24 protein-coding genes and 1 pseudogene are annotated in these 26,981 nt (G+C 62.1%); 9 read left to right on the top strand and 16 right to left on the bottom strand.

The features are described 5' to 3' along the window. Window positions 1-12: 12 nt before the first annotated feature. Window positions 13-1,026 (top strand): LLM class flavin-dependent oxidoreductase, encoded by a 1,014-nt coding sequence (locus AB8A23_RS08240; protein ID WP_439059937.1) that lies wholly within the window; start codon window positions 13-15, stop codon window positions 1,024-1,026. A gap of 6 nt (window positions 1,027-1,032) precedes the next feature. Here the strand turns inward: AB8A23_RS08240 and AB8A23_RS08235 are convergent, their stop codons facing one another. From AB8A23_RS08235 to AB8A23_RS08220, 4 genes are all read right to left on the bottom strand, one after another. Beyond that, window positions 1,033-2,394 carry a carbohydrate porin gene (locus AB8A23_RS08235; protein ID WP_439059938.1) on the bottom strand — a complete coding sequence of 454 codons (1,362 nt, stop codon included), beginning with the start codon at window positions 2,392-2,394 and terminating at the stop codon, window positions 1,033-1,035. Between the two features lie 5 nt (window positions 2,395-2,399). Beyond that, window positions 2,400-3,431, bottom strand: coding sequence for a transporter (locus AB8A23_RS08230; protein ID WP_439059939.1), 1,032 nt, complete (start codon window positions 3,429-3,431; stop codon window positions 2,400-2,402). 240 nt (window positions 3,432-3,671) lie between these two features. Next, window positions 3,672-4,445, bottom strand: a complete 774-nt coding sequence (locus tag AB8A23_RS08225; RefSeq protein WP_439059940.1) for an acetoacetate decarboxylase — start codon at window positions 4,443-4,445, stop codon at window positions 3,672-3,674. Window positions 4,446-4,481: 36 nt separating this feature from the next. Next, entirely contained in the window at window positions 4,482-5,264 is a 783-nt protein-coding gene (locus AB8A23_RS08220) for a 3-hydroxybutyrate dehydrogenase (RefSeq protein WP_439059941.1), read from the bottom strand. A 205-nt stretch (window positions 5,265-5,469) separates the two neighbouring features. On the opposite strand from AB8A23_RS08220, the gene AB8A23_RS08215 reads away from it, so the two are divergent. Next, window positions 5,470-6,630 (top strand): patatin-like phospholipase family protein, encoded by a 1,161-nt coding sequence (locus tag AB8A23_RS08215; protein WP_439059942.1) that lies wholly within the window; start codon window positions 5,470-5,472, stop codon window positions 6,628-6,630. Between the two features lie 217 nt (window positions 6,631-6,847). Here the strand turns inward: AB8A23_RS08215 and AB8A23_RS08210 are convergent, their stop codons facing one another. The 8 genes from AB8A23_RS08210 to AB8A23_RS08175 form a co-directional block, all read right to left on the bottom strand. Next, complete coding sequence (locus tag AB8A23_RS08210; RefSeq protein ID WP_439059943.1) at window positions 6,848-8,476, bottom strand: inorganic phosphate transporter; 1,629 nt, start codon at window positions 8,474-8,476, stop codon at window positions 6,848-6,850. Window positions 8,477-8,611: 135 nt separating this feature from the next. Further along, on the bottom strand, window positions 8,612-9,289 hold the full coding sequence (locus AB8A23_RS08205) for a hypothetical protein (RefSeq protein ID WP_439059944.1): 678 nt from the start codon (window positions 9,287-9,289) through the stop codon (window positions 8,612-8,614). A gap of 103 nt (window positions 9,290-9,392) precedes the next feature. Then, a complete protein-coding gene (locus AB8A23_RS08200; RefSeq protein ID WP_068729285.1) occupies window positions 9,393-9,641 on the bottom strand; it encodes a hypothetical protein in 249 nt (82 codons plus the stop codon). 116 nt (window positions 9,642-9,757) lie between these two features. Next, window positions 9,758-11,752, bottom strand: coding sequence for an ATP-binding protein (locus tag AB8A23_RS08195; protein WP_439059945.1), 1,995 nt, complete (start codon window positions 11,750-11,752; stop codon window positions 9,758-9,760). Window positions 11,753-11,811: 59 nt separating this feature from the next. Further along, entirely contained in the window at window positions 11,812-13,308 is a 1,497-nt protein-coding gene (locus AB8A23_RS08190) for an ATPase domain-containing protein (RefSeq protein ID WP_439059946.1), read from the bottom strand. A gap of 79 nt (window positions 13,309-13,387) precedes the next feature. Continuing rightward, on the bottom strand, window positions 13,388-14,161 hold the full coding sequence (locus AB8A23_RS08185; protein WP_184512144.1) for a thioesterase family protein: 774 nt from the start codon (window positions 14,159-14,161) through the stop codon (window positions 13,388-13,390). A gap of 24 nt (window positions 14,162-14,185) precedes the next feature. Then, a complete protein-coding gene (locus AB8A23_RS08180; protein ID WP_068729293.1) occupies window positions 14,186-15,154 on the bottom strand; it encodes an NAD(P)H-dependent flavin oxidoreductase in 969 nt (322 codons plus the stop codon). A gap of 234 nt (window positions 15,155-15,388) precedes the next feature. Next, on the bottom strand, window positions 15,389-16,033 hold the full coding sequence (locus AB8A23_RS08175) for a glutathione S-transferase (protein WP_439060550.1): 645 nt from the start codon (window positions 16,031-16,033) through the stop codon (window positions 15,389-15,391). 155 nt (window positions 16,034-16,188) lie between these two features. On the opposite strand from AB8A23_RS08175, the gene AB8A23_RS08170 reads away from it, so the two are divergent. Then, on the top strand, window positions 16,189-16,752 hold the full coding sequence (locus tag AB8A23_RS08170) for a TetR/AcrR family transcriptional regulator (protein ID WP_439059947.1): 564 nt from the start codon (window positions 16,189-16,191) through the stop codon (window positions 16,750-16,752). A 2-nt stretch (window positions 16,753-16,754) separates the two neighbouring features. Here AB8A23_RS08170 and AB8A23_RS08165 read toward each other — a convergent pair whose 3' ends face one another. From AB8A23_RS08165 to AB8A23_RS08150, 4 genes are all read right to left on the bottom strand, one after another. After that, window positions 16,755-17,342, bottom strand: coding sequence for a hypothetical protein (locus AB8A23_RS08165; protein WP_439059948.1), 588 nt, complete (start codon window positions 17,340-17,342; stop codon window positions 16,755-16,757). A 46-nt stretch (window positions 17,343-17,388) separates the two neighbouring features. Further along, on the bottom strand, window positions 17,389-17,970 hold the full coding sequence (locus tag AB8A23_RS08160; RefSeq protein WP_439059949.1) for a VTT domain-containing protein: 582 nt from the start codon (window positions 17,968-17,970) through the stop codon (window positions 17,389-17,391). A gap of 67 nt (window positions 17,971-18,037) precedes the next feature. After that, window positions 18,038-18,436: a phosphoribosyl-ATP diphosphatase gene (hisE, locus tag AB8A23_RS08155; RefSeq protein ID WP_089267666.1), complete on the bottom strand. Its 399-nt coding sequence runs from the start codon at window positions 18,434-18,436 to the stop codon at window positions 18,038-18,040. A gap of 150 nt (window positions 18,437-18,586) precedes the next feature. Continuing rightward, window positions 18,587-19,018, bottom strand: coding sequence for a hypothetical protein (locus tag AB8A23_RS08150; RefSeq protein ID WP_089267667.1), 432 nt, complete (start codon window positions 19,016-19,018; stop codon window positions 18,587-18,589). 235 nt (window positions 19,019-19,253) lie between these two features. On the opposite strand from AB8A23_RS08150, the gene AB8A23_RS08145 reads away from it, so the two are divergent. From AB8A23_RS08145 to AB8A23_RS08120, 6 genes and pseudogenes are all read left to right on the top strand, one after another. After that, window positions 19,254-20,327 carry an ABC transporter substrate-binding protein gene (locus AB8A23_RS08145; RefSeq protein WP_439059950.1) on the top strand — a complete coding sequence of 358 codons (1,074 nt, stop codon included), beginning with the start codon at window positions 19,254-19,256 and terminating at the stop codon, window positions 20,325-20,327. Between the two features lie 105 nt (window positions 20,328-20,432). Continuing rightward, window positions 20,433-22,229 carry a glucan ABC transporter ATP-binding protein/ permease gene (locus AB8A23_RS08140; RefSeq protein WP_093757446.1) on the top strand — a complete coding sequence of 599 codons (1,797 nt, stop codon included), beginning with the start codon at window positions 20,433-20,435 and terminating at the stop codon, window positions 22,227-22,229. A gap of 207 nt (window positions 22,230-22,436) precedes the next feature. Then, window positions 22,437-23,933, top strand: coding sequence for a D-alanyl-D-alanine carboxypeptidase family protein (locus tag AB8A23_RS08135; protein ID WP_439059951.1), 1,497 nt, complete (start codon window positions 22,437-22,439; stop codon window positions 23,931-23,933). A 135-nt stretch (window positions 23,934-24,068) separates the two neighbouring features. Beyond that, entirely contained in the window at window positions 24,069-25,757 is a 1,689-nt protein-coding gene (locus AB8A23_RS08130; RefSeq protein ID WP_089267671.1) for a long-chain fatty acid--CoA ligase, read from the top strand. Window positions 25,758-25,811: 54 nt separating this feature from the next. Then, a pseudogene (locus AB8A23_RS08125) lies at window positions 25,812-26,353 on the top strand (DUF924 family protein). Window positions 26,354-26,461: 108 nt separating this feature from the next. After that, window positions 26,462-26,947, top strand: coding sequence for a peroxiredoxin (locus AB8A23_RS08120; RefSeq protein ID WP_089267673.1), 486 nt, complete (start codon window positions 26,462-26,464; stop codon window positions 26,945-26,947). Window positions 26,948-26,981: the final 34 nt, after the last annotated feature.

The raw sequence follows: 26,981 nt of genomic DNA, 5'->3' as shown, positions 1-26,981 counted from the left end.
GGGAGCCCCGTCATGACCGCACTTTCGATCCTCGACCTCGTCCGCGTTACCCAGGACACCGATGCGCGCGGCGCGCTCGACAATTCCCGCGATCTCGCCGGCCATGCGGAGCGATGGGGCTATCAGCGCTTCTGGGTCGCCGAACATCACAACATGATCGGCATCGCCAGCGCCGCGACATCGGTGGTGATCGGCCATATCGCAGCGGGGACCAAAACCATTCGCGTCGGTGCCGGCGGCATCATGCTGCCGAACCATGCGCCCATCGTCATCGCCGAACAGTTCGGCACACTGGCGCGGCTGTTTCCCGGCCGCATCGATCTCGGCCTCGGCCGCGCACCCGGCACCGACCAGATGACCATGCGGGCGCTGCGCCGCTCGCTGCAGAATTCCGACATTTTCCCGCAGGACATCCAGGAGCTGCAGGCCTATTTCGCCCCGGCCGGCCCAACCCAGCGCCTGCAGGCGGTGCCTGCCGCGGGCACCAACGTGCCGCTATGGATTCTCGGCTCCTCGACCTATGGCGCGCAGCTCGCCGCGGCGCTCGGCCTGCCCTATGCCTTCGCCTCGCATTTTGCGCCCGACCAGTTGCTGCAGGCCCTGCAGATCTATCACCAGCACTTCGAAGCCTCCGAACAGTCGACGAAGCCGCATGCGATGGTCGGCGTCAACATCATCGCCGCCGACACCGATGCCGAGGCCAAGCGGTTATGGACCACGCAACAGATGTCATTCACCAACATGTTCCGCGGCACCCGCGGGCTGAGCGCGCCGCCGATCGACGATATCGAGACCTACTGGGCGCCGGCCGAGAAGATGCAGGCCATGGGCATGCTGCGGCGTTCGATCATCGGCTCGAAGGAGACGGTTCGCGCCGGCATCGCCGCGCTGGTCGAGGAGACCGGCGCGGATGAGTTGATGATCGTCTCGGACGTCTACGACCACGCCACGCGGCTCAAGTCCTATGAGATGATTGCCGACGCCGCTGCGGGTCTCAACAAGACACCCGCTGAAGCGGCCTGCTGAGACGCTTCAGAAATTGATGGTGGTGCGGACGCCGAATACCACGGCGTCCTTGATGCGCTTTGTCTGCGTGGCATCGTTGGGATCGACGGCGCCGCCGGCGGGATGCATCACATATTGAAACACCGGCTGCACCGCCACGCCCGGCGCAACCGCGGCGAGATAGGTTACTTCCAGCACGGCTTCGAAATCGCGGATGGGCGATTGAATTCCGGTGAAAAGCTGCACGTCACGATCGAGCCCGCGCGCGCCATCCGAAATGCGCGCATAAGTCATCGCGATTCCGAACCTGTCATCCGGCCGCTCTGCCGAGAAACCCGACACCTGAATGCCGCCATCGAGATAGAAGCTGATCAGATTACGATCCGACGGGCTGATCGATGTGCGCGCAAAGAAGCCGATGCCCTTGTCCGGGCCGAGTGCACTGAAAGCGAGCCGCTGTTCGTAAACGGCGAAAACGCCGCGATTGCCGCGCCGCATCAGCGGCTCGCCGGTGCTGGCCGGATCGGCCTGCGACAGGCCCTGTGCGGTCCAGCGCTCGTCATCGAATTCGGCGAGATGCACCCAGCCGCCGCCGGTGATTGACCCCGGCAGCTCAGACGGCCCGAGCTTGTAGCTGTATTTCAGCTGCCCGATGATCCACGGCGGATCGTTGACGCGAAATGCAAGACCATGCGCGTTGGCGATCTGCGGATCACTCGGGCCGGGCGCAGCCGCACTGCCATTGAACACGGCCAGATAGGCCGTGAACGCATCCGACAGACTGGCCTTGAAACGAACGCCCGGCACGGCGAGTGGCGGCGAGGGTCCGCCCGCCGGCAGGATCACGCCGGTAATGCCGGGCCAGCCCAGCGCCGAATTGACGAAGATATCGTCATACTTGCTGTCGATGAATTCGATATCGGAGGGCTGCTGACCGACCTTCACCAGCAGTCTGCCGCCGAACAGCGCCTGTTCGATCCAGAATTCATAGAGCCGCGTCGCCGGCAGCGCTTCGATGCCGCTCACCAGCATCAGATTGCCGATATAGTCGCGCGACAGGCCAGGTCCGTGGATCTGATAGACATTGGCGTGAAAGGTCGCGCCGCTCCAGCCAACCGCCTTGTCGAGATCGACATCCACGCCAAAATCGAACCGTCCCTCATAGACCGCGCCGCGCCGGATGCCGCCGGACGCATTGCCGAGCGCCTCGCCGATGTAAGTGGCTGACAGCGCCACACCCCATTCGGCGAGCCGGTCATTGATCGGCTTCAGGCCATTATCGCGCCAATCGCCGGCATGAGCCGATGACAGCGAGACCGTGCCACAGGCGACAAGGCCGGCGAGCGCCATCATCGCACGGGCCATCCAGCACGGAAACACACCAACCATGATAGCTACCTGATGATCTTGAGGCGCTTCATCACGGCATAGGCCGATGCTGACGAAATCAATATCAGTGCGCCCGCCCAGAGAAATCCGGTTTCAACATCGGTCAGCGGCAGTCCCTTGGTGTTCATACCGAAGATGCCGGTGACGAGCGTCGGCGGCAGCAGAAGCGCGGTAAGCACTGAAAGAACGCGAAGGCTTTCATTGCCGCGTTCCTCGATCTGCAGATGCAGTTCTTCCTGCAACAGCCGGCTGCGCTCGCGCATCTCGACGACGTTGTGATCCAGCCCGTCGAGGCGCTGCGCCAGCTTGCCGGCACGCAGTTGCAGAGACGGTTTCAACTCACGCTGACCTTTGGCCTCAAGCCGCTGAAACACGATCCGCAGCCCGGAGAGCTGCCGATGCAGCCGCACGCAGGTCCGGCGCAGACGGCCGAGCTTCTGCAACATGTCACGGGAGTCGCCGGAGACCACCTGCTCCTCGATCTCGTCGAGCGATATCGCCAGACTGTCGGCGACCCCGTCCATGGTGTCGGCAACATTCTCCACGATCGTCTCAAGCAGCGAGGCCATGCTGTCGATGCGCTGGCCCTGCTCAAGCGAACGGCGCGTCGCATCGACGGCGCAGAGTGCATGATGCCTGCCGCTGATCAGCAAGCGCTCGGTCATCACGAAGCGCAGATAGCCAGTGTCTTCGGTCGCCTCGTCGATATCGCGCAACAGGTCCGAGATCACGCCATAGATACTGTCATCGGTGGCATGGAGTTGCTGATATGTGTCCTTGGACAGCAACAAGGCACGGGCCTGCTCCGGCGCATGCAATGAGATCTGCGCTAGCCATTGCAGCGCGCGCGCGTCAGTCAGGTTGAAATGCAGCCACAGCAGCCCGCCGTGGACGAGATCGATGCCGGCATCGACCGGCAGCGGCTCCGGCTTGCCGTCGGAATGGATGCGGAAGGCCCAGACCAGACCCGGGATCGGATCGGTCAAGCCAAGTGTGGACGACACCTCCGCAGTTGTGACCGGCACTTCAAGCTGCATCGGACACCCACCGTTTTTCACGCCACGCAATACGCATGCGCCACCAAAAAAATAAAATATCTGCCTGCGGCCACCTGACTGTGTCAGCCGGTCGCAGGCACTTAATGACACCCTTGTTACAGGGATATGTCAGCGGAGATGAGATGATGATCCGATTAGGAAAAATCGGACCATCATCTCATCTCTTTGTTTTGAGCGTGATCTTTCGGAAAACCGGTTTCCACTTTTCCGGATCATGCTCTATTCGGCGGCTTCAGCGAGTGCGTCGCTCTGCTTGTTGTAGTCATGGACGACGCGGCCATAAGGCAAAGTCAGATCGGCCAGGAAATGATGCGCACCGATCACGCGGCGCACCGGAAAGTCGGCGACCGGCGCATTCACGTGCGGGACCAGATGCAGGCGTCCCGGGCCGAACCATGAGCCCTTCACAGTGATATCAGTCAGGTTGATCGCCACCAGCTGACAGACTTCCGCGCTGCCATCGACGCCGGGGATCAGCTTCAGATTGATCTGGGTCTTGGACAGCGTGGCGTGCGTCGCTTCGCCATTGCCTGCCATGGCGCCGTGCTTGTAGGCCATCGTGCCCATGGCCACCTGCTGCCCGGCATATTCCAGCGTGCCGGTCAGCGTGTCCTTGACCACTTCAAGTTTCGGATGGGCGTATTTCTTCGGGAAGCCCCAGATCTCGCGCCCGGCAGCGATCGGCGGATCATCGTCCAGATACATCTGCGAGACGAAGTTGACGTCCTCGCCCTTGAAGCGTGCGGGGATCACGAGGCCGGTCTCGGTGTAGCTGCCGAAGCCTGAACTATCCGGCATCTTGATCCACTCATAATGCACGATCGGCTGCACGATCGGCTCCAGCGGCTCAGGCAGACCCATCCGGATCAGATCCGGATCGGTCTCGTAGGTGATGACGAGGAATTCGCGATTGATGAAGCGATAGGGACCGGCGGGATAGCTCGGCCCGGCCATCGGCATCGACGGCAAACGGAGGATGTCTTCCTGGCGCATCGGAAACTCCTTGGGTGTGAAATCGCTGGTTTAAACTCAGTGCGCGGTCCACCCGCCATCGACCGGCAGCGCGATGCCGGTGATCGAACGGGCGTGGTCGGTGCAGAGGAAATTGACGACCGAGGACAGTTCTTCGACGGTCACGAAACGTTTGGTGGGCTGGGCGGCGAGCAGCACGTCCGAGATCACCTGCTGCTCAGTGATGCCGCGCGCCTTGGCCTGCTCCGGGATCTGCTTTTCCACCAGCGGTGTCATCACATAGCCCGGGCATACCGCATTCACGGTGATGCCGTGTTCGGCGACTTCCAGCGCCGCCGTCTTGGTCAGCCCGGCAATGCCATGCTTGGCCGCGACATAGGCCGACTTGAACGGCGAGGCGACCAGCGCATGGGCCGAGGCAATGTTGACAATACGGCCCCAGGACTTCGCCTTCATGTGGGGGATGGCGAGACGCGTGGTGTGAAACGCACTCGACAGGTTGATCGCCACGATCGCACCCCACTTCTCGACCGGGAATTCCTCGAGCGGCGCGACATATTGAATGCCCGCATTGTTGACCAGGATATCGACGCCGCCGAATTCCTGTTCCGCCTGCGCCATCATCGCCGCGATGTCATTGCCGTCGGCCATGTTGGCGCCGCTATAGAGCACCCGGACCTGATGGCTGTCGGCGATCTCGCTGCGGATCGCCTCGATCTCATTGGCGTCGCCGAAGCCGTTGAGCACGATATTGACGCCGCTAGCCGCGAGGCCGCGCGCGATGCCAAGGCCGATGCCGCTGGTGGAGCCGGTGATGATGGCGGACTTTCCAGACAGCATGCGCGCAACCCCTCGTAAGCAAACGTTAATATCTGCTTCTTTGCTAGCGATCCTGTTTGACGGCGGTATGAGGAATTTCCTTCAGCCGCGTGACGCGCCTCATGGACTGACGCGCAGTCATCGAATTTGCCATTTGTCACAACGCCGTCACTGCTCATCTGAATTCTGCCGCCAACATCATGTGATCGTTGAGGAGAACACCCAGATGGATGCGCGGACACCCGATTCAGACATGACGGCCGAGACCGGCTGGCGCCCCGACCGCTGCGATCGTGTCGCACTGGTGCTGCAGGGCGGCGGCGCCCTCGGCGCCTATCAGGCCGGCGTGTATCAGGCGCTACATGAGCAAGGCATGGAGCCGGACTGGGTGTGCGGCGTATCGATCGGTGCGATCAATTCGGCGATCATCGCCGGCAATCCGCCGGAAGACCGGCTGGAGAAGCTGCAGATCTTCTGGGACCGCATCACCGCCCGCAAGGTCTGGCACTACACACCGGACGGCGACGTCTACCGGAAGGCCCGCAATCTCGCGAGCTCGTTCATGACCACGACCCTCGGCCAGCCCGGCTTCTTCAAGCCGCACGAGGTCAATCCGTGGTTCAGTCCGGCCGGTGCAAAGACGGCGACGAGCTATTACGACACCTCGCCGCTGCGCGACACGCTGCTCGAACTGGTCGACTTCGATCTCATCAACTCGCGCAAGACCCATTTCGCCGTCGGCGCAGTGAACGTCATCACCGGCAACTTCCTGTATTTCGACAACAAGAAGGAAGTCATCGCGCCCGAACACGTGATGGCATCAGGCGCACTGCCGCCAGCTTTGCCGATGGTGAAGATCGGCACCGACCATTTCTGGGATGGCGGCATCGTCTCCAACACGCCGCTGCAGCACCTGCTCGACCAGGAAGACAAGATGAACTCGCTGGTGTTCCAGGTTGATCTGTTCAGTGCCCGCGGCGTGCTGCCCCGGGATATCCAGGAGGTTCTGGCCCGGCACAAGGACATAGTCTACTCGTCCCGCACCCGCCACAACACTGACATCTACCGGCGCATGAACAATCTGAAGTCGGAGCTCTACAAGGTCTTGCAGCGCATTCCCGACGACCAGCTCAGCGACGAGGAGCGCGCGCGGCGCGACAGCCTGTCAGATCTGCCGGAGATCACCATCCTGCAGATGATCTATCAGCAGAAGGCCTATGAGGGCGATTCCAAGGATCACGAATTCTCGGCCACCTCGATGCGCGAGCACTGGCAGAGCGGCCTCGACGATACCCGCCGCACATTGAAGCGCCGCGACTGGCTGGCGCTGCCGGAGCAAGGCAAGGGCATCGTGGTGCACGACGTGCATCGCGAGAGCAGTTCCTGACGCGGGCCTAAATGGTAGGATGGGTAGAGCGACTTCGCGAAACCCATCGCGGTCATGGCTTGCGGTGATGGGTTTCGCTTCGGCGCGGCGCGCCTGCGCTCTACCCATCCTACGAACCGACAATGACGAAAGCCCGCGCAGATGATGCGCGGGCCTTTTGATTTGGCGATGTGAAAAGAACGAGGCCGCTACGCTTCCACAGCGGCCTCGTCTGTTCTCAGAACAACTGGCTGAACAGCACGTAGAGCGAGGCCGAGAGCATGATGGCGCAGGGCAGCGTCAGCACCCAGGCCATCAGCAGGTTGCGGATGGTGGCCATCTGCAAGCCCGAACCGTTCGCCGCCATGGTGCCGGCGACGCCGGACGACAGCACGTGGGTGGTCGAGACCGGCAGACCGAACACGTCGGCCGCGCCGATGGTGGCCGCAGCCACGAGTTCGGCCGAAGCGCCCTGCGCATAGGTCAGATGCGTCTTGCCGATCTTCTCGCCGACGGTGACGACGATGCGCTTCCAGCCCACCATGGTGCCGAGGCCGAGTGCGATGGCCACGGCGATCTTCACCCAATCCGGGATGAACTTGGTCGCGGCATCGAGCGAGCCTTTATAGGCATTGAGCGTCGCGACATCTTCCTTGTTGAGGTCGTTTTCCTTGTCCTTCATCAGGAAGCGGATGGCTTCCGATGCGAGATACATGTCGTTACGGGTGTTGCCGACGGATTCCGCGGGCACCTTGTCGAGCGTGCCGTAGCTGCGAACCTGATCGCCGACCTGCTGCACGAGAACGGCGAGCGACGGATAGGTGCCTTCGCTGATCTTGCGCTGCGAGACATAGGTGGTCACCGCCGGACGGGGATCGCCGATGATGCTGTGGCCGGCACCCTTGGCTGCGATCACCTTTGCGGCCGCGATGGAGTTGACCTGGAACTGGGCGACACGGGATTCCGGCAATGCGCGGTTCAGCGCATAGGCGGTCGGCACGGTGCCGATCAGCACCAGCATGATCAGGCCCATGCCCTTCTGACCGTCATTCGAACCATGTGCGAAGGACACGCCGGTGCAGGTCGCGATCAGGATGCCGCGGATCCACAACGGCGGTGCCTTGTTGCCGTCCGGTGCTGCGTACAAAGCAGGGTTACGCACGAGGAATTTCAGCACCAGCAGCAGGATGGCGGCGCAGGCGAAGCCGAACAGCGGCGACAGCAGCAGCGCATAGCCGATTTCGGTGGCCTTGCCCCAATCCACACCCGAGGTGCCATCACGGCCGCGCATCAGCGCATTGGCGATACCGACGCCGATGATCGAACCGATCAGCGTGTGCGAGCTGGAGGCCGGCAGGCCGAGATACCAGGTGCCGAGATTCCAGATGATCGCGGCGATCAGCAGCGCGAACACCATGGCAAAGCCGGCGCCGCTGGAGACCTGCAGGATCAATTCCACCGGCAGCAGCGAAACGATGCCGAAAGCCACCGCGCCCGTGGAGAACAGCACGCCGAGGAAGTTGAAGAAGCCCGACCACATCACGGCGAATTCCGCCGGCAACGAGTGGGTGTAGATCACCGTGGCCACCGCATTGGCGGTGTCATGGAAGCCGTTGACGAATTCGAAGCCGAGCGCGATCAGCAGCGCCACGAACAGCAGGAGGTAAGGCAGGTAGCTGGTAACGCGGGTGCCGGTGGCATTGACGTCCGCATAGATGCTGTAGGCGACGAACAGGAGGCCGGCGGCCAGGATCCCGAAAAACAGGATCATCGTCAGCGGGTTAAAACCCTTGTCGAGATTGGGCCGCGACGCCGGCTCAACAGCCGCGCCTCCGGAAATGGATTGATTGGCAGTGAAATCGGTCATGAAACGCCCCCGTTACAGGTTAAGAGGCGTTAATCTCTGCACCACGGATGCGAAGCCCGGATGACAGGCGCGACAATTTGTCTGTTACGGGTTGTGACAGTCATGCGTCGCCGACAGGCCGGCATGTGACAGGGCTCAGATCGCCGACGCGACCTTTTCGAGTCCGATCATGCGCGCCAGTGCACGGACTTCGCGCTTCTGATCCTCACGCAATTGGAACAACAACGGCATCGCAGCGGACTTGAGCTGCTGCACCTCGTCGCTATCGGGATCGATCGGCGGCGCGCCGGCTGACGGACTGGCCTGTTTGGTCTCGTGGATCCTGCGCGCCACGTTGCGCAGCGCCGCTTCGACGCCGGGCCAGTAGGATTCCTGCGACGCCGTCAGATTGAGCCGGGTCTTGATCGCCGAAATCTGCGCATCGCTGAGCAGCGTATAGGTCTTCTGCACCGGCTTGGCAGCAGCCTTGGGCTTGGCGGTCGGCTGCGGCACCACGATCGGCGCAAGCACCGTCGAACCGGGTGCTTCGATCGGACTGTCGGATGCAAAGGCCTGGCGCAACGGACTGCCGTCGACGCTCGGGACCTGCTGCGGATCGAGCGACGCCATCATGGCGCCGGCCAATGGCAACTTGTCTTTCTTGCCTTGCGTATTGGAAACCGGTCCGCGCGACACCGCGACCGAATTTTGCGCGGCACTGTCGTCATATGACAGCGACAGCGATGGGATGCTATCGCGACCGAGGATGCTCGCAACAGCCACGCCGGTCAGCAACAGGCAGCCCAGCACAAGAAGGGTCAGCGCACGCGTCAAGCCAGTCTCCGAAATTCAGGACTACCAGAGGTACCTGTCCTCACAAATGGAGATTAATTATGGCCTAACCATACCAGAACGGTGCGATAATACTCACATAGGTTCAGGCGGCGTTGGCGAGAACATAGGCTTCCTGGATATCGCTCACGATATCGGAGGCTTCCCACAGCGCATCCGGGGCGACCGATTGCATGCTGATGGTCCAGTTCGCGCCCTTACCGGCGCGGGGCGTGCTGACGATGTCGAATTGCACCTCGCGGCACAGCGGATGACGGCCGAAAGCTGCGGCCACGCGTGCCTTGATCTCCTCGATCGTAGCCGGCGTCTTCGCGAAATAGGCTTCGATATCCATGATGGCCCCTGAATCGGTTGATTCCCGATCGGGGCATTGTTGGTTCCACAGGATTTAATGAATGGTTAATTTTGCCGCGCCGCTGGCAGATTGATACCACCCCGGCCGGAGTGGGCTCAGCCCAGCAGTTGATCGAGCCGATCCCGGAGCTGATCCTGATGATAAGGCTTGGCAAGCCGCGGCAGATCGAGCTGAGCGCCTTCGGGCAAATCCGCATAGCCGGTAGCGAGCAGGACCGGCAACGACGGCCGCATTTCGCGGGAATAGGCCGCAAGCTCGATGCCCGTCATGCCGGGCATCATGTGATCGGTCATCATCAGATCGAGCGGCTCGTCGCTTTTCAGAATCTCCAGCGCATGCCGCCCCGAAGTCGCGGGGATCACGCGATGGCCGAGATCCTCCAGCATCTCCGTCGTCGACATCGCGATGAGAGGATCGTCATCGACAAACAGGATCACGGCAGAGCGCGCGGCATGGCGCATGACGTGGGCCGTATCGGCGGCCTCCGGCTTCCTGTCGGTGACCGGCAGCACGAGGGTCGCCGTCGTTCCCTTGCCGACGACGCTCGAGAGATCGAGCGTGCCGCCGAGCTGTACGGCCAGACCGTGCACCATGGACAGACCGAGACCAGTCCCCTTGCCGAGCGGCTTGGTCGAGAAGAACGGTTCGATCGCCTTCTTCAACGTCTCCGGCGACATGCCGGCACCATTGTCGATGATCGACACCTTGAGATAGTCGCCGGGCTTCAGAATCGGGTCGCCCTTGCCGACCCTATGCTTCTTCACCCTGATATCGATGGAGCCACCGTCCTGCATGGCGTCGCGCGCATTGATCGCGAGATTGAGGATGGCGAGTTCGAGCTGATTGGGATCGATCTGTGCCCGCGGCAGATTGTCGGGAATATCGAGACGCAGCGCCACGCGCGGCCCGAGCGAGCGCTCGAGCAGATCGCTCATGCCGCGGACCAGCGCGCCGAGATCGACAGCCACGGCTTTCAGATCCTGCTGCCGTGCAAAGGCCAGCAGCCGCTGCGTCAGTGAGGCGCCGCGTTCGGCGCCCTGCATGGCACCATCGACCAGTCGTTTCAGGCGCGGATCATCCGGCATGCGCTTGCGCAGCAGATCGAGATTGCCCATCACCGCCATCAGCAGATTGTTGAAGTCATGCGCGACGCCGCCAGTGAGCTGGCCGATGGTCTCCATCTTCTGCGCCTGGCGCAGTTGGTCCTGCGCCTTCTCGCGTGCCGCAACTTCCTTCATCAGGTCGTTGCTGCGTTCCTCGACGCGCTGTTCGAGCGTCGCCGTAAGCTCGGCAAGCGCAGACCGCTCCGCCGTCAACTGCTCCAGCAAGTTGTCGCGATCGATATCGGCAGACTTTCGCGCCGTGATATCGACGGAGACGCCGACCAGCGTTTTCGGCTTGCCGTCAGACCCACGAACCATGCGCGCACGCGTCTCGACCCAATGCACCGAGCCGTCCGGCCAGATATTGCGGTATTCGACATTGTAGTCCGCGCCGGCCATTAGCGTCGCATCGAGCGCCTGCTGGCGTTGCTCGCGATCATCGGGATGAACCGCGGCCTGCAACTCGCTGAACGTGAATGACTGATCCGGCCGGCGGCCGAAGCATGCCTTGGTCGTATCCGAGACCTCAAGCCGAAGTTCGGGCAGATGCAGTTCGAGCGTGCCGAGCCGTCCCGCATCGAGCGCCGTCTGCAGCAGCCCCTGACTGTCGCCGAGGTCTTCGAGAATGGCACGCGTCTGATATTGACGCCGGCGTGCGCGGACGGCCGAACCGACGATCGAAATCAGGGTTGTCGGGTGAAACGGGCGCTCGATGAACGTCACATTGCCGAGCAACTGTCCGAGCCGCGCGGCATCCGGGTTGCGCTCCGGTCCGCCGCCCTGACGTGTCAGCAGGATGATCGGGAAATCGGACCACGACGGCTGATCATGCAGCCAGCTGCCGAGGCCGCGCAGATCAACGGTCTTGATCGCCTCGTCAGCAATGACAGCCACGCCGGCGCCGCCCTTGATCTCGTCGAGCAGCGTCGGAAAATCCGCGCAGGGTTGCGCGTAAAAACCGGCCTCGCGGATTAATGCCGCAGCCACTGCAGAATCGCGCCCTGTGGGAGCAAGGATGACAGCGCGCTCGGAGGAACGCCCCGGTTTCACGCCGAGGATCCCTCGAGCAGAGAGCTTTGACCACTATAGATGGGCACGCCGCGCAACACGCCCTGGAATTCGCTGAGCGGCGCACCAATTGTCAGCCCTCGTCCGTCGATCCGGTACTCGCGAATGGTCGATTCATGCGCACCGGTTCGCTTCTTGATCACGGACATCGCACGGCGAACGCTGCCGCTTGCTTCGAAGTAACGGAGCAGGATCACGGTATCGGCGAGATAGGTGACGTCCACAGGTGCCTTCATATCGCCGACGAGGCCATGCTGCGCCACCGTCATGAATGTCGCGGCGCCCCTGCGATTGAGATATTGCAGCAGCTCATGCATGTGCAGGATCAGCGAATTCTCTTCCGGCATCGAGGCCTGATAGCCATTCAGACTGTCGATCACGACGGTCTTGATGTTGTGCTCGTCGATCTGCCGACGGACGCGATGCGCAAATTCACCCGGCGACAATTCGGCGGCATCGACCTGTTCGACGAACAGATGCCCACTTTCCTGCATGGCAGGCAGATCGATTCCGATCCCCTTCATGCGATCGAACAGCAGTCCGAGCTCCTCGTCGAAGATAAACATTGCGGCCTTCTCGCCGCGCTTCACCGCTGCGACCACGTTGACGATCGCGGTCAGCGATTTGCCCGTGCCCGCCGGCCCCAGGATCAATGTGCTGGAGCCGGTCTCGATCCCGCCGCCCAGCAATTGATCGAGCTGCGCAATGCCGCTCGACTTGGTCTTGCGATCCATGCTGTTGCGGAATTCGGATGCGACCAGCCGAGGAAAAACGTTAAGTCCGCCCGTGGTGATGGTGGCATCGTGGTAGCCGCCGCGAAACTTGACACCGCGATATTTGATCACCCGCGCACGCCGACGCTCTGCGCCATAGGAGGGCGCCAGTTCTTCGAGCCGCAGCACGCCATGCGCGACGCTGTGCACCGTCTTGTCGGCCACTTCCGCCGTGAGGTCGTCGAGCAACATCACCGTCGTGCCGAATTTTGCGAAGTAATGCTTGATGGCCAGTATCTGGCGGCGATAGCGCAACGAACTCTGCGCCAGCAGCCGGATTTCCGACAGGCTGTCCAAGACGACCCTGCTCGGCTGGGTGCGTTCCACCGCCTCGAATATCTGCTTGGTGGTTTCGCCGAGCTCGAGATCGGACGAGTAGAGCAGGCTCTGCTGCTGATCCTCGTCAAGCAGGCTTTCCGGCGGCAGGAGCTCGAAAACTTCAATGCTCTTGTCGAGGGTCCAGCCATGGGACGCTGCGCCATCGCGCAACTCACTATCCGTCTCGGAGAGCGTGATGTAGAGACCCTTCTCTCCGATCCGCGCGCCCTCCAGCAAGAACTGCAACGCGACCGTGGTCTTGCCTGTCCCCGGCGCGCCTTCGACAAGAAAAATGTGACCTCGGGAGAATCCGCCGGAGAGGATATTATCCAATCCCCAGATGCCGGTCCTGGCTTTGTCGTCCTGCACGTGCGTCGAACTCATACTGCCCCCTGACGCGCGATAACCGGGGCAATATCAATCGGTTCCCTGTCCAGGACAAAAATTCTAAAAAGCGCGGTCGTCAACGTTTCTCAATGACCAGGCTCTGCACTGCCCGGCCGAAATAACCATTGATATCGGCGAGCTTCGACGCAGCAAGACCGGCGCCATCCGGCCCGATCCAACTCTCCCCGTCCAGCAGGATCCAGTCGCCCACCGGCGGACGTGACAGGCTCACGGTGAGGTCGGCATTCAGGAAGGTCCAGTCGTCGAAACTCAGCACCGGTGACGAGCCGTTGCTGAAGTCGGCCGCGATCACCGCACGCATCACCTGCGAGAGGCCGGCGCCTTCGACGATCGGCCGGTTGGCCCGGTACCAGATCGCGCCCGGCCCCAGTGACAGGAAGCCGCCGCGCACCGCGCGAATGGTCATGCCGGTGACGAAGGGACTGCTGGCGTAACGTGGCTCCAGCAATCCACCCTGATCCGGCGGCGGCACCGTGACCGGCGGATCGGCGATCTCCGACGGAAGCGCCTGCGCCTCCGCCCTGATCTTCAGCACCGTCGCACGCACCACAACTGTGCCGTTCGCCATCAGTCTGACGCCAACGAGCTGGATCTTGCGACCCTCGCGCAGCACTTCCGTCTCGAAAGTGAGCGGCGCCACCGGCACCGGGCGCAACAAGTCGATGGTGACACGCGTCACATGCATCGGGCTTGCGGTGGGCATCTGCTCGGCAAGCCATGTCACCAGCGCCGACGGCGCCGAGCCGTGCTGCATGGTCTCGTTCCACGGACCCGCAGCATGCGGGCTGGTGACGACATGATTGCCGTCGACGCGATAGATGGCGTCCATCAGATCGGCCTTCTCAATGCAGGATCAGAGCGGCGGATCGATCGCTTCGTCATATTCCTTCTTGAAGCGCGCAACGAGCTCGGCCACCGGCACGACCTTCGACACACTGCCGATGCCTTGGCCGCTGCCCCAGATTTCCTTCCAGGCCTTTGGCTTGGCACGCTCGCCACTGGCATCGGTGCCAAAATTCATCTTGGTCGGATCGGACTCCGGCAGATTGTCCGGATCCATGCCGGCGGCGACGATGGACGGCTTCAGGTAGTTGCCGTGAACGCCGGTGAAGAGATTCGAATAGACGATGTCTTCCGAGCCGGAAGCCGCGATCATGTCCTTGTAGCCAGGCACCGCATTCGCTTCGGTAGTGGCGATGAAGGCCGAACCGATATAGGCGAAGTCGGCACCGAGGATACGCGCGGCGCGAATGGCGCGACCGTTGGCGATGGCGCCCGACAGCGCGATCGGACCGTCGAACCACTGCCGGGTCTCGGCGACGAACGCGAGCGGCGAGATCTCGCCGGCATGACCGCCGGCGCCTGCCGCAACGAGGATCAGGCCGTCAGCCCCCTTCTCGATCGCCTTGTGCGCGAAACGCTGATTGATGACGTCATGAAACACGATGCCGCCCCAGGCATGGGCCGCCTGATTGAGTTCTTCACGCGCGCCAAGCGAGGTGATCATCATCGGCACTTTATGCTTTTCGCAAAGCGCCATGTCCTGCTCGAGCCGGTTGTTGGACTTGTGCACGATCTGGTTGACCGCGAAGGGTGCGGAGAGCCGATCCGGATGCGCCTTGTCATGCGCGGCGAGTTCTTCCTTGATCCGGTGCAGCCATTCGTCGAGCAGCGCCGCCGGACGCGCATTCAGCGCGGGAAACGCGCCGACGATACCGGCCTTGCACTGCGCGATGACGAGATCCGGCACCGAAATGATGAACAGCGGCGAACCGATCACGGGCAGCGACAGGCGGTTCTTGAACAAAGCCGGCATCGACATGGGAAATTCCTCGACTTCTTTTCTTGATTTGTGCGCGATCCTGCGCGCCTACCCCGGTCGATCCGGGTGCGGGCGGACGATGCCAGAAGCGTGGGGCTGATGGCAATTGCGCTGCGGGAGAAAAAAGCCGGACCCCGAGCGGCGTTCGTCCGGTACGCGGAATAATGGGGCACCACATTATCCAGGTGGCGCCCCATTATCAGGATGACTGATCGATTATCGGCAAGCGCCCGATCAAGCCGGATCTGACATCGTCACACGGTTCTTGACGCTGGGACGCTCGTTCATCCTTGCGTACCAGGCGTGGAGAGCCTCGTACTCCGCAGGCACCTCGAGCTTCACGAGACCGGCGAAGATCAAACCGCCAATTACCGTGATATCGGCCATCGAGAAAAAATTGCCGGCGATGAATGGCTGCTTTTTCAACACCCCGTCAAAATACGCCATTCCCCTGAGCGCCTTGTCGCGCTGGCGGAAACCCCACTCGGCATTTTGATAGATCTCGACGTGGGGTCCGAGCCCCGGTGTTGCGTGATGGAAATAGACACTGATGGCGTCGAGCAGCTCCAGCTCGGCACGCTTGCTCATCATGTGGATCAAGCCCGTCTCGCGCGGCGTGCCGCCGGTGAGCGTGGGGGAGCCGTCAAGTCCGTCGAGATATTCGGTAATGGCGGTGCACTCGGCAATGAAAGTGCCGTCGTCGAGTTCGAGCACCGGCAGCGTGCCTGAGTAGTTCTTGGCGAGAAACACCGGCTTCTTGTGCTCGCCTTTGGTGAGATCGACCGACACGAAATTGATGCGCGATCGGAGGTTCTTCTCGGCCACCGCGATCCGGACACGCGCCGGGTAAGGCCCTGTGCTCCAATCGTGAATCGTCATCATCGGGAGCTTTGTCGCGTCGCCATTGGAGATCTGAGTATTCATTAGTTTATCCTACCTATCAGTTGGTAGGGTGATTTACGGCTTTGATTTACAGGCGTCAACGCCTATCTATCACTTGGTAGGCCGCAAACACGGGGTTGTGAGACCGGGATATGAGTTCGAATTCCAGAGAAGCCATCCTGGCGGCCGCGAAACTGACCGCGCAGGCCCATGGCTATAGCGGCCTGAATTTCCGCGATCTCGCGGCAGAGGTCGGCATCAAGGCTGCGAGCATCTACCATCACTTCCCGAGCAAGGCCGATCTCGGCGCCGCCGTCGCCAGGCGCTATTGGGAGGACTCGGCCGCCTATCTGGAGACGCTGCTGGCCGAGTCCAAGGATCCGGCAACCTGCCTCCGCCAATATCCCGGCACGTTCCGCAAGGCGCTGGAGAGCGGCAACCGCATGTGCCTGTGCAGCTTCATGGCCGCCGAATATGACGACCTGCCGGAGCCGGTAAAGAAAGAGATCCGGACCTTCACCGACATCAATGTAGCATGGCTGAGCAAGGTTCTCGTCGCTGTGACCGCCGCGAGCCCTGAGAAGAGCGAACCGCGTGCGCGCGCCATCTTCGCCGCCATCACTGGCGCCCAGCTGATGGCAAGAAGCCGCGCGGATGTCTCGCTGTATGACGCGCTCATCGAGAGCTATCGCGCAGCGGGTCTGTTGCCCGCATAGACCTACTGGCAGAGCGCCTGGGTGACGTAATTTTCCGTCTTGCAGTCACCCGGCTCCGGCGCACGGCCGGGGATCATGGCCCTGGGCGAGCAGCTTTGCGCTGCGTCGGTATCAAGGCTTTTGCCGTCCTTGAAGCCCTTGCTCTGACACAGTTTGTCTGAGGCCGCCTTGCAGTCGGGTGCGCCATTGGCAGCGACCGGACAAGCCACCCGTCCCTTCACCACCGTGTTCAGCTTGGTCAGGCTGTCGGTGCCGAGCGACGGCATGGCGGGCAGCGACGGCAGCAGCGAGGTGGAATTCTTGAACAGCTTGCCGATCTCGTTGAACAGGCCGGGATTCTCGGGCGCCGGGGGCGGTGACGGGGGCGGCGCCTGTTCAGCCATCGGCGCCGGCGCGAAAGCCGCGGCAGGCGGGGGTGCGGCCGAGGGAGCCGGGACAACCTGAATCGTGATCGACTTCTGCGGCATCGGTTGCTGCTGCATGGCCTGCGACCAGGCACACACGGTGGCCGCGCCGACGGCCAGCGCCGCGATCGCAGCGACGACGCAGTTGCGGGTTACCGGAGCAAACAGACAGGTCAAATCGAACATGATGCGAAATGTATCCCGGCACCTGCGCCGGGGGAAGCATCCTGATCTAGAACAGCCGGAATGCCATGATGAAGCCGAGCACCAAAACGCCGACGCCCAGCGCAACCCACAGACCCAGACGCTTCTCGATGGTCTCGCGAATCCACACGCCGTACCGGTTGAGCAGGATGGCGACGACATAGAAGCGCACGCCACGGGCAACCACCGACAGCGCGATGAACATCCAGATATTATAGTTGGCGAAGCCTGACGTGATGGTGACAAGCTTGTAGGGGATCGGCGTCAACCCCTTCAGCAGGATGATCCATGCGCCATATTCGGCATAGCCGGCGCGGAATGCCTCGACCTTGTCGCCATAGCCATAGAAATGAATGACCCATTGGCCGACGGAGTCATACAGCACCGCGCCGATGAGATATCCCACCACACCGCCAAGCACTGAGGTAATGGTGCAAATGCCCGCATAGAGCCAGGCCTTCTGTGGCCGGGCCAGCGCCATCGGAATCAGCATCACATCCGGCGGCACCGGAAAGAACGAACTTTCCGCGAAGGACACGATGCCCAAAATCCAGAGGGCATAAGGCTTGTGGGCGGCGTCGATACACCAGTCATACATTCGTCTGAGCATGGTTCGCGATGAACCATCCTGACGCCGATTTGTCTATGGCTGGGCTGACACGCGCGAGACGAAAAGCTTAACTCAACTTGCGAAGGCGACGACCTTCGAGCGCGACAATTGGCCGCCGCGCAGCGCTTTGCTCGATGGATTTGGGCCGTTTCGGCGGTTTCGGGAGCTTTTCGGCAATACCGAGCATGTCTTCACGCCGGCTCATCTCGGCCCAGACCTGCTCAGGACGCACGCCCGCGGCCGCCCACAATACAGTCAAATTGTAGAGAAGATCGGCGCTTTCGCGGATCACGGCGTCTGGCTTGCGGTTGATCGCATCGATGACGACCTCGATGGCTTCTTCGGCGAGCTTCTTAGCCATCTTTTCCGGCCCCTGCTGATAAAGCCGGGCCGTTCGCGAGACCGAGGGATCGAGATCCTTGGCCGCGATCACCGCCTGATAAAGCCGGTCGAGCGAATCACTCATGCAACTACACTATCCCAAAGCCGTGGCCAGCGCGTTAACGCCTGGCTTTCAAGTGTCTGCAACGACGTCAAAACGCCGGCCGCAAGCGCGACCGGCGTTTGATAGTTAAGTGACAGTTGCATGACGGAATAAGTTGTGACCGATCGCGAACTACCAGGTCATACGACGCGAATTATCGTAACCATGACCACCGCCGTAGCCGCGATACGGTACGCCACCGTAATAGGCAGGACCGCCATCATAATAGGCTGGGCCACCGCCGTAGTAGCCGTAGCCCGGGCCATTATCGTAGTAATAGTCACGACGGCTCTGCGTTGCAGCGATTGCGCCAATGGTACCGACGATGGCGCCAAAGGCCGCAAGGCCGGCGGCATTGCCGCCACCGCGATAATGGCGACGGCGCGCGCTGCTGAAATCGGTCGCATCGCTGGTGCCGTGAGTTGCCACAGCCTGGCTCGTGTTCTTAGCGACAGGCGCCGCAAATGCTCCGGTCGGCGCAATTGCCGAGATCGTCATGGCCGCGACGGTCGCCACGATGGCGGCGCGGCCAGTCTTATTAAACAATCCATTTCGTACGAACATCTCAATGTCCTCCGTGGTCGTCTGGCCCTGTGGGCCTCTGTATAGCCAACCACTTCGGCCACTATGAGTTCCCCAACCCCAACGGCAGCTGAACGATCGGTGTCCAAATCGGGGCAGTCATCTCCCGTTCAGCCTTTTACGGTTAGAAACGACGCGCAAGATGTCGCACCATACCGCCATCAATCAGACATGCCCGGTGGGGTAACTGCCGGTCCGTCAGTCGTTAAGTATCTTGATGCCCAGAAACGCGAGCAACATTTCCCGGCGGCATGTCCTCCTCTCGCTGAGTGCGCTGGGCTCCGTCGCTTTTTGCGCGTCATCGGGACAGGCCGCCGACGACAACAAGGCAGCTGACGACAAAACACCAACCAATATCCAGTTTGCGCTCGATCGCGCAGTCGATGCGATTGCCGCACCTTTCGTGCTCGCCGATGCCCGCGGCCTGTACCGGGCCGAGAACCTGAATGTAACCACCACCGTGGCCGCGGGATCGAAGGAGGCCATCGCGCGGATCGCTTCCGGCGCCTGCGACATGGCGTTGGCCGATCTCAATGCGTTGATCCGCTATCGCGGCGACACCGACGCCGCGACGGTGAAAGCCGTCTTCGTACTGCTCAACGTAGCACCCTATGCCATCGTCGCCCGCAAGAGCCGCGGCGTGATCTCGCTCGGTAGCCTTGAAGGAAAAGTGCTTGGGGTCGCTGATCGCGATCTCGCGATCCGGCTATGGCCGGCACTGGCCAAGCGCAACAACATCAAGCTTGCAGCCGTGAAGCTGGAGAGGATCAGCGCCGCGGTGCGCGAACCGATGCTCTCGGCCGGTCAGGTCGATGCGGTCACCGGCTTCTCCTATCTCTCGGCGGTCAACCTGCGCGACCGCGGCGTCCCCGCCGATGACTTGGCGGTGTTTCGTTTCGCCGAGTTCGGCTCCGCCGCCTATGGCCTCGCGCTGATCGTCAATCCGAAATTCGCTGCCGCCAGACCCGAGGCCGTGAAAGCCTTCATTCGTGCCGTCACCGCCGGGACGCAGTTGGCGATCCAGGACCCGGCCAAGGCGATCACCGACGTCGTGACCCAGATGGAGAATGGTTCGCGCGAGCTCGAACTGACGCGGCTCCACATTGCCATTACCGACAATATCCTGACCGACGACGTCCGCCGCGACGGACTGGGCGGCATCGACGCCGCACGCTTTGAGGCGTCGCTCAACGAGATCGCCGAAGATTTTACCTTCAAGAAGCGCCCCTCAGCCGCGGACATCTTCGATGACAGCTTCCTGCCGGGCTCGGTCGGCCGCAAGATGAACTGAAGAAGTTCAACTGAACAACTTTTCCCGAAGCTGTATTCGGCTGCCATCCCCGCTTAGACTATGCGCAATCGGTTATCCCGTTCGCGCTGCGCTGAGTGACCTCCCATGATCCGTCTTTACACCCGTGTGCTGGAGCTGCTCGGCAAGGAGAAGCGCCTTGGCTGGATCCTTGCGGGCGCCAACCTACTGCTGGCAGGCGCGCAATTCGCCGAACCGGTGCTGTTCGGCCGGATCATCGATGTGCTCTCCGGCAATCTCTCGACAGCCGCGATGCAGACGGACAGCGCATCGCCCTGGCCGCTGCTGGCGGCCTGGGTTGCGTTCGGCCTGTTCACCATCGTCTGCGGCGCGGTGGTGGCGCTTCATGCGGATCGCCTCGCGCATCGCCAGCGCCAGGCGGTGCTGACCGATTACTTCGAACACATCATGCAATTGCCGCTGACCTTCCACACCGGTACGCATTCAGGGCGCCTGATGAAAGTGATGCTGGCCGGCACCGATGCCCTGTGGCGCGTCTGGCTCGGCTTCTTCCGCGAGCACTTCGCCTCCATCGTCTCGCTGTTCGTGCTGCTGCCGCTGTCGATCTATCTGAACTGGCGACTGGCCATCCTGCTCGTGATCCTGTGCGTCGTATTCACGGTGCTGACCACGATGGTCGTGCGCAAGACATCGGGCATGCAAAGCGACGTCGAGGAGCATTACGGCGACCTTTCCGCGCGTGCTTCCGATGCCCTGGGCAATGTCGCGTTGGTGCAGAGCTTCACGCGTATCGATGCCGAGGTGCAGGGCCTGCGCGGCGTCTCCAGCCAGCTGCTCGAAAAGCAGATGCCGGTGCTGTCGTGGTGGGCACTGGTCTCGGTGATGACGCGCGCCTCCACCACCATCACAGTGCTGGCGATCTTCACCGTCGGCATCGCGCTACATCAGCAGGGTCTCACCACCGTGGGCGAGATCGTGATGTTCGTCAGTTTTGCGACGATGCTGATTCAAAAGCTCGAACAGGTGGTCTCCTTCATCAACACCATCTTCATGGAAGCGCCGCGGCTGCGCGATTTCATGAATGTGCTCGATGCCGTGCCTGCCGTGCGCGACCGTATCGACGCCATGGATCCCGGCCGGCTGCAGGGCATGGTCGAATTCAACGACGTGTCGTTCTCCTATGACGGCAAGCGGCCGGCCATCGCGGATCTGTCCTTCACGGCGCTGCCCGGCGAGACCATCGCGCTCGTCGGCGCCACCGGCGCGGGCAAATCCACCGCTATCGCACTGCTGCACCGGGCCTTCGACCCGCAATCCGGCATCATCTCGATCGACGGTATGGATGTCCGTGCACTCACACTGTCGGGCCTGCGCCGAAACATCGGCGTCGTGTTCCAGGAGGCGCTGCTGTTCAATCGCTCCATCGCCGACAACCTGCGCGTCGGCAAGCCGGATGCGACGGACGAAGAGTTGCGCATTGCCGCTGCCCGCGCCCAGGCGCTCGATTTCATCGAACGCAGCGATAACGGTTTCAACACCAATGCCGGCGAACGTGGCCGCATGCTGTCCGGCGGCGAGCGGCAGCGGCTGTCGATCGCGCGAGCTCTGCTGAAGGATCCGCCGATCCTGATCCTCGACGAGGCCACCAGCGCGCTCGATGCCGTGACCGAGGCCAAGCTCAACGTCGCTCTCGATGAAGTGATGAAGGGCCGCACCACCTTCGTGATCGCGCACAGGCTGTCCACCATCCGCAACGCCACGCGCATCCTCGTATTTGAGAACGGCCGCGTGATCGAAGCGGGAACTTTCGATGAACTCGTGATGCAGGGCGGCTATTTCGCCAGTCTGGCCGCCGCCCAGTTCATGGTTCAGGAGGACGCACGCGCCAGCATGGCCCTGCCCGATGTCGCCGAACCCCTTTGATGTCTTTGGAGAACCGGTCGAAATTTGGCCCCTTTCATCACCGATTTAACCGGCTCGCCACTGTTCTGATGCTCTCGGCCGGTATAGGTTTGCAGCCGTCACCGCGTGACGGCAGACCGACATGAGAGCCCCGAACCTCAAATCCAAGAATTGCTGCGCGCGGTGCTGGAGCACTGCAGGCGGGCCGCAAAGGACCGGAATCGGATAGTGCAGTTTCACTTCGCATCGCGCCGCCTGCTATCACTCAACTGGTTCATCCTCGCCGCGGCACTTGCGCTCGGCGTGACCGCGCCGCGCACGGCCCGCGCTGAAGCGCTGCTGCTCGTCGAAGCCGATACCGGCAAGGTTCTGCAGGCTGAGAACGCGACCTATCCGTGGCATCCCGCCTCCGTCACCAAGCTGATGACGACCTATGTCACGTTGCAGGCGGTGAAGCAGGGACGCATCAACCTCGACACGGTGGTGACAGTGTCGCCGATCGCCTCCGCACAGTCGCCATCGAAGATGGGCTTCAAGGCCGGCACGCAGGTCACGATCGATAACGCGCTGAAGATGATGATGGTGAAGTCAGCCAACGACATGGCCGTCGTGCTCGCCGAAGGCGTCGGCGGCTCCGTCGACGGATTTTCCGCGATGATGAATGCCACGGCTCAGAAGCTCGGCATGACGCAGACCCACTATGTCAATCCGAACGGCCTGCCTGCCGACGAACAGGTGACCTCGGCGCGCGACCTCGCGATCCTTGCGCGTGCGATCATTCGCGACCTGCCGGAATACGAATATTTCGTCCATATTCCCGCGATTAAATTCGGCCGCCGCATCACGCCGAACTTCAACAAGCTGATCGGCCGCTATCCCGGCGCCGACGGCATGAAGACCGGTTTCATCTGCGCCTCCGGCTACAATCTCGTCGCCACCGCTACCCGTGGCAACAAGCGGCTGATCGCGGTGGTGCTCGGCGCCTCGTCCGGCCAGGCGCGCGCCGTCAAGGCCGCGCAGCTGCTGGAACGCGGCTTCAACACCGGCACAGGCGGCCTGACCTGGCTGCAGCCGGCGCTCGGCACCGTGGATGCCCTCGCACCGATCGACGCCGCGCCGCCCAACCTGCGCGACGAGATGTGCGGACCGAAACGCAAGCGCCCGGCCAGCGACGCCGATGATGAAGTCGTCGCCAGCAACGAAGCCAGCAGCCAGGCCATGTCGTTCTTCACCGCCGGCCTGCAGCCGCCAACGCTGCGCCCGGTCGACATGATCGCCGCGGCCGCCGCACCGGTCGAGCCGGTGATCGTTTATATTGGGCCGAAGAAGACCGGCGCCGACCTGATCGCCGCCAATGCGGTGGAAGAAGCCCGGCAGACGCCGAAGCCCAAGGGCAAGAAGGGCACCAAGACCGCGGCCAAGAAGCCTGACGCGGCAGCCGACAGCAAGGACGCCAAACCCGCAGCATCGGCCGAGGCAAAAACGGCCGCGAAACCTGCGGCCAAACCGGCTGCAAAACAGGCAGCGGTGAAACCGGATGCAGCCGCGCCGAAACCGGCCGCTGCAGCTAAGCCAGCCGCCGCCAAGCCCGCGGCTGCCAAGCCTGCCACGGCAGCCACCGCCGCTCCGGCCACAACGCCGGCCAAGCCGAAGGCAGCGGCCAAACCCGCACCGAAGGCTACCACCGGCGAAGCCAAGCCGGCTGCGGCAGCTCCGCGCACTTAGACCTTCGTCGACAAGGCTCAACTATCATCGTTAACGCGGCCAGTTTCCGGCTGCGTCATGTTGCGCCGCGCCTTGCTATCAAGGGCAGCTTTGCTCAATACTTCGACGAAATAATCAAATCGAGGGGGAAGCGTCATGGAGCGTATCTGGCTCAAACAATATCCGGCAGGCGTGCCAGCCGACATCGACGTCAGCCTGTATCCGTCGCTGGTCGATCTACTCGAAGAGAGCTTTGCCAAATTCCGCGATCGCAAAGCCTTCATCTGCATGGACAAGTCGATCACCTATCGTGAGCTCGACGAAATGTCCCTGGCGCTCGGCGCCTATCTGCAGAGCAAAGGCCTCGCCAAGGGTGCCCGCGTCGCGCTGATGATGCCCAACGTGCTGCAATATCCGATCGCCACCTCCGCGGTGCTGCGCGCCGGCTATGCCGTGGTCAACGTCAACCCGCTCTACACGCCGCGCGAGCTCGAGCATCAGCTCAAGGATTCCGGCGCCGAAGCCATCATCGTGCTGGAGAACTTCGCCTCCACGGTGCAGCAGGTGATTGCCAAAACCAATGTAAAACACGTCATCCTTGGCAGTATGGGCGACATGCTCGGCTTCAAGGGCGTGATCGTCAATCTCGTGGTCCGGCGCGTGAAGAAGATGGTGCCGGCTTACGAATTGCCGGGCGCCGTCTGGTTCAACGATGCAGTCTCCGCCGGCCGCAGCATGAAGATGAAGAAGCCGGTGCTCGGGCCCGACGACGTCGCTTTCCTGCAATATACCGGCGGCACCACCGGTGTTTCCAAGGGCGCGACGCTGCGCCATCGCAACATCCTGGCCAATGTGCTGCAGAACGATGCCTGGCTGCAGCCGGCGCTGCGCAAGCCGCCGCATGTGGACCAGCTTTTCATCGTCTGTGCGCTGCCACTCTATCATATCTTCGCACTGACGGCCTGCTTCCTGCTGGCCGTGCGCGCCGGCGGCGTCAACCTCCTGATCCCGAACCCGCGCGATATGCCAGGCTTCGTGAAGGAGCTGATGAAGTATCAGGTCAACAGCTTCCCGGCGGTCAACACGCTCTATAACGGCCTGCTGAATACGCCCGGTTTCGACCAGGTGGATTTCTCCAAGCTGAAGATTTCCAACGGCGGCGGCATGGCGGTGCAGAAGGCGGTGGCCGAGCGCTGGCTGAAGACGACCGGCTGCTTCGTGGCCGAAGGCTACGGCCTGTCGGAAACCTCGCCGACGCTGACCTGCAACCCGGCCGATGTCGATCAGTTCAACGGCTCGATCGGCGTGCCGGTGCCATCGACCTGGATCTCGATCCGCGACGACGACGGCAACGAAGTCCCGCTCGGCGAGCCCGGCGAGATTTGCGCCAAGGGCCCGCAGATCATGTCGGGCTACTGGAACCGGCCGGACGAGACCGCCAAGGTGATGACCGCGGACGGCTTCTTCCGCACCGGCGACATCGGCATCATGAGCCCCGACGGTTTCACCAAGATCGTGGATCGCAAGAAGGACATGGTGCTGGTCTCGGGCTTCAACGTCTATCCGAACGAGGTCGAGGACGTCATCGCCAGCCATCCCGGCGTGCTGGAATGCGCCGTGATCGGCGTGCCCGATCCGAAGACCACCGAGGCGGTGAAGGCCTTCGTCGTCAAGAAGGACCCGAACGTCACCGCCGAGGACATCATCAAGTTCTGCGGCACCCAGCTCACCAATTACAAGGTGCCGAAACAGATCGAATTCCGCACCGCTTTGCCGAAGACCAATGTCGGCAAGATCCTGCGCCGCGAACTCCGCGACGAGAAGAAGCAGGCCTCAGCGGCCTGACACACTGCTATAGGGTGGGCCCGCTCTCGCATGGCCCACCCTATGGACTTCAGCATGACTGCAACGACTCCCGCCGACATCATCACCTTCTGGACAGACGCCGGCTGGGACCGCTGGTACGCCAAGAACGACGATTTCGATGCCGAGATCACCCGCCGCTTTCGCGCGCTGTGGGATGAGGCCGTCGCAGGCAACCTTGCGTCATGGGAGGCCAGTGACGAGGGCACGCTCGCCCTGATCCTCGTGCTCGACCAGTTTCCCCGCAACATGTTCCGCAACGACCCGCGCGCTTTTTCCAGTGATCGCCTCGCTTGCGACCTCACGATCAAGGCCGTCGCGCGCGGCGTCGATCAGCGCGTCGACCAGCAGATGCAGCAGTTCGTCTACCGCTGATGCATTCGGAAGACCTCGTCGATCAGGAGCGCTGCTGCGCACTGTTTCGCGCCACCGGCGAGACCGACAATCTGAAATTCGCCGACGAGCACGCCGACATCATCCGGCGCTTCGGCCGTTTCCCGCACCGTAACCGGGTGCTGGGCCGCAGCACCACGGCGGAGGAACAGGCGTTTCTGGATGCCGGCGGCTTCGGCGGCTGACGTCATCAGGATGCGCGCAGCAGGCCAAGTTTTGCGCAGCACATAATATTGCCCGCGTCATGCAGCCGGTCTAAACACACTCACCCTTACTTTCAGGAGAGATCGACGATGACCATTCAAGTTGGCGACAAGCTGCCCGAGTCCAAGCTCCGTGTCATGACCTCCGAAGGTCCGGCCGTGAAGACCACCGACGACATCTTCAAGGGCAAGAAAGTGGCGCTGTTCGCGGTGCCCGGCGCCTATACCGGCACCTGCCACAAGATGCATCTGCCGAGCATCTTCCTCAACGCCTATGCCATCAAGGACAAGGGCGTCGACACCATCGCGATCATCTCCGTCAACGATGTGTTCGTGATGAACGCCTGGAAGAAAGACACCGACCTGCGCGACGAAGCGGTGTTCCTCGCCGACGGCAATGCCGACTTCACCAAGGCCATCGGCATGGAGCTCGACGCGTCGGGCAACGGCCTCGGCATCCGCTCGCATCGCTATTCCATGCTTGTGGAAGACGGCAAGGTGACTAAGCTCAACCTTGAGCCGGCACCGGGCAAGGTCGAAGTCTCCGGCGGCGACACCCTGCTCGGTCAGCTGTGAGCTGAGATCTTCGATTAGAGAACCACGAACTCCG

Origin of the sequence: Tardiphaga sp. 619_E2_N8_4 (assembly GCF_051810905.1) — a bacterium.
GTDB lineage: Bacteria > Pseudomonadota > Alphaproteobacteria > Rhizobiales > Xanthobacteraceae > Tardiphaga > Tardiphaga robiniae.
Note: the sequence above shows the minus strand (reverse complement) of the source record. Positions and strands in the feature narration are given on the sequence as shown.

What these genes read in the sequence shown, in the direction of transcription:
- AB8A23_RS08210 (WP_439059943.1), bottom strand. Translation starts at nt 8,476, where the DNA reads ATGACCGATTTCACTGCCAATCAATCCATTTCCGGAGGCGCGGCTGTT.
- AB8A23_RS08175 (WP_439060550.1), bottom strand. Translation starts at nt 16,033, where the DNA reads ATGACGATTCACGATTGGAGCACAGGGCCTTACCCGGCGCGTGTCCGG.
- AB8A23_RS08240 (WP_439059937.1), top strand. Translation starts at nt 13, where the DNA reads ATGACCGCACTTTCGATCCTCGACCTCGTCCGCGTTACCCAGGACACC.
- AB8A23_RS08145 (WP_439059950.1), top strand. Translation starts at nt 19,254, where the DNA reads ATGCCCAGAAACGCGAGCAACATTTCCCGGCGGCATGTCCTCCTCTCG.
- AB8A23_RS08200 (WP_068729285.1), bottom strand. Translation starts at nt 9,641, where the DNA reads ATGGATATCGAAGCCTATTTCGCGAAGACGCCGGCTACGATCGAGGAG.
- AB8A23_RS08215 (WP_439059942.1), top strand. Translation starts at nt 5,470, where the DNA reads ATGGATGCGCGGACACCCGATTCAGACATGACGGCCGAGACCGGCTGG.
- AB8A23_RS08165 (WP_439059948.1), bottom strand. Translation starts at nt 17,342, where the DNA reads ATGTTCGATTTGACCTGTCTGTTTGCTCCGGTAACCCGCAACTGCGTC.
- AB8A23_RS08150 (WP_089267667.1), bottom strand. Translation starts at nt 19,018, where the DNA reads ATGTTCGTACGAAATGGATTGTTTAATAAGACTGGCCGCGCCGCCATC.
- AB8A23_RS08190 (WP_439059946.1), bottom strand. Translation starts at nt 13,308, where the DNA reads ATGAGTTCGACGCACGTGCAGGACGACAAAGCCAGGACCGGCATCTGG.
- AB8A23_RS08120 (WP_089267673.1), top strand. Translation starts at nt 26,462, where the DNA reads ATGACCATTCAAGTTGGCGACAAGCTGCCCGAGTCCAAGCTCCGTGTC.
- hisE (WP_089267666.1), bottom strand. Translation starts at nt 18,436, where the DNA reads ATGAGTGATTCGCTCGACCGGCTTTATCAGGCGGTGATCGCGGCCAAG.
- AB8A23_RS08230 (WP_439059939.1), bottom strand. Translation starts at nt 3,431, where the DNA reads ATGCAGCTTGAAGTGCCGGTCACAACTGCGGAGGTGTCGTCCACACTT.
- AB8A23_RS08170 (WP_439059947.1), top strand. Translation starts at nt 16,189, where the DNA reads ATGAGTTCGAATTCCAGAGAAGCCATCCTGGCGGCCGCGAAACTGACC.
- AB8A23_RS08130 (WP_089267671.1), top strand. Translation starts at nt 24,069, where the DNA reads ATGGAGCGTATCTGGCTCAAACAATATCCGGCAGGCGTGCCAGCCGAC.
- AB8A23_RS08140 (WP_093757446.1), top strand. Translation starts at nt 20,433, where the DNA reads ATGATCCGTCTTTACACCCGTGTGCTGGAGCTGCTCGGCAAGGAGAAG.
- AB8A23_RS08235 (WP_439059938.1), bottom strand. Translation starts at nt 2,394, where the DNA reads ATGGTTGGTGTGTTTCCGTGCTGGATGGCCCGTGCGATGATGGCGCTC.
- AB8A23_RS08225 (WP_439059940.1), bottom strand. Translation starts at nt 4,445, where the DNA reads ATGCGCCAGGAAGACATCCTCCGTTTGCCGTCGATGCCGATGGCCGGG.
- AB8A23_RS08160 (WP_439059949.1), bottom strand. Translation starts at nt 17,970, where the DNA reads ATGCTCAGACGAATGTATGACTGGTGTATCGACGCCGCCCACAAGCCT.
- AB8A23_RS08180 (WP_068729293.1), bottom strand. Translation starts at nt 15,154, where the DNA reads ATGTCGATGCCGGCTTTGTTCAAGAACCGCCTGTCGCTGCCCGTGATC.
- AB8A23_RS08185 (WP_184512144.1), bottom strand. Translation starts at nt 14,161, where the DNA reads ATGGACGCCATCTATCGCGTCGACGGCAATCATGTCGTCACCAGCCCG.
- AB8A23_RS08220 (WP_439059941.1), bottom strand. Translation starts at nt 5,264, where the DNA reads ATGCTGTCTGGAAAGTCCGCCATCATCACCGGCTCCACCAGCGGCATC.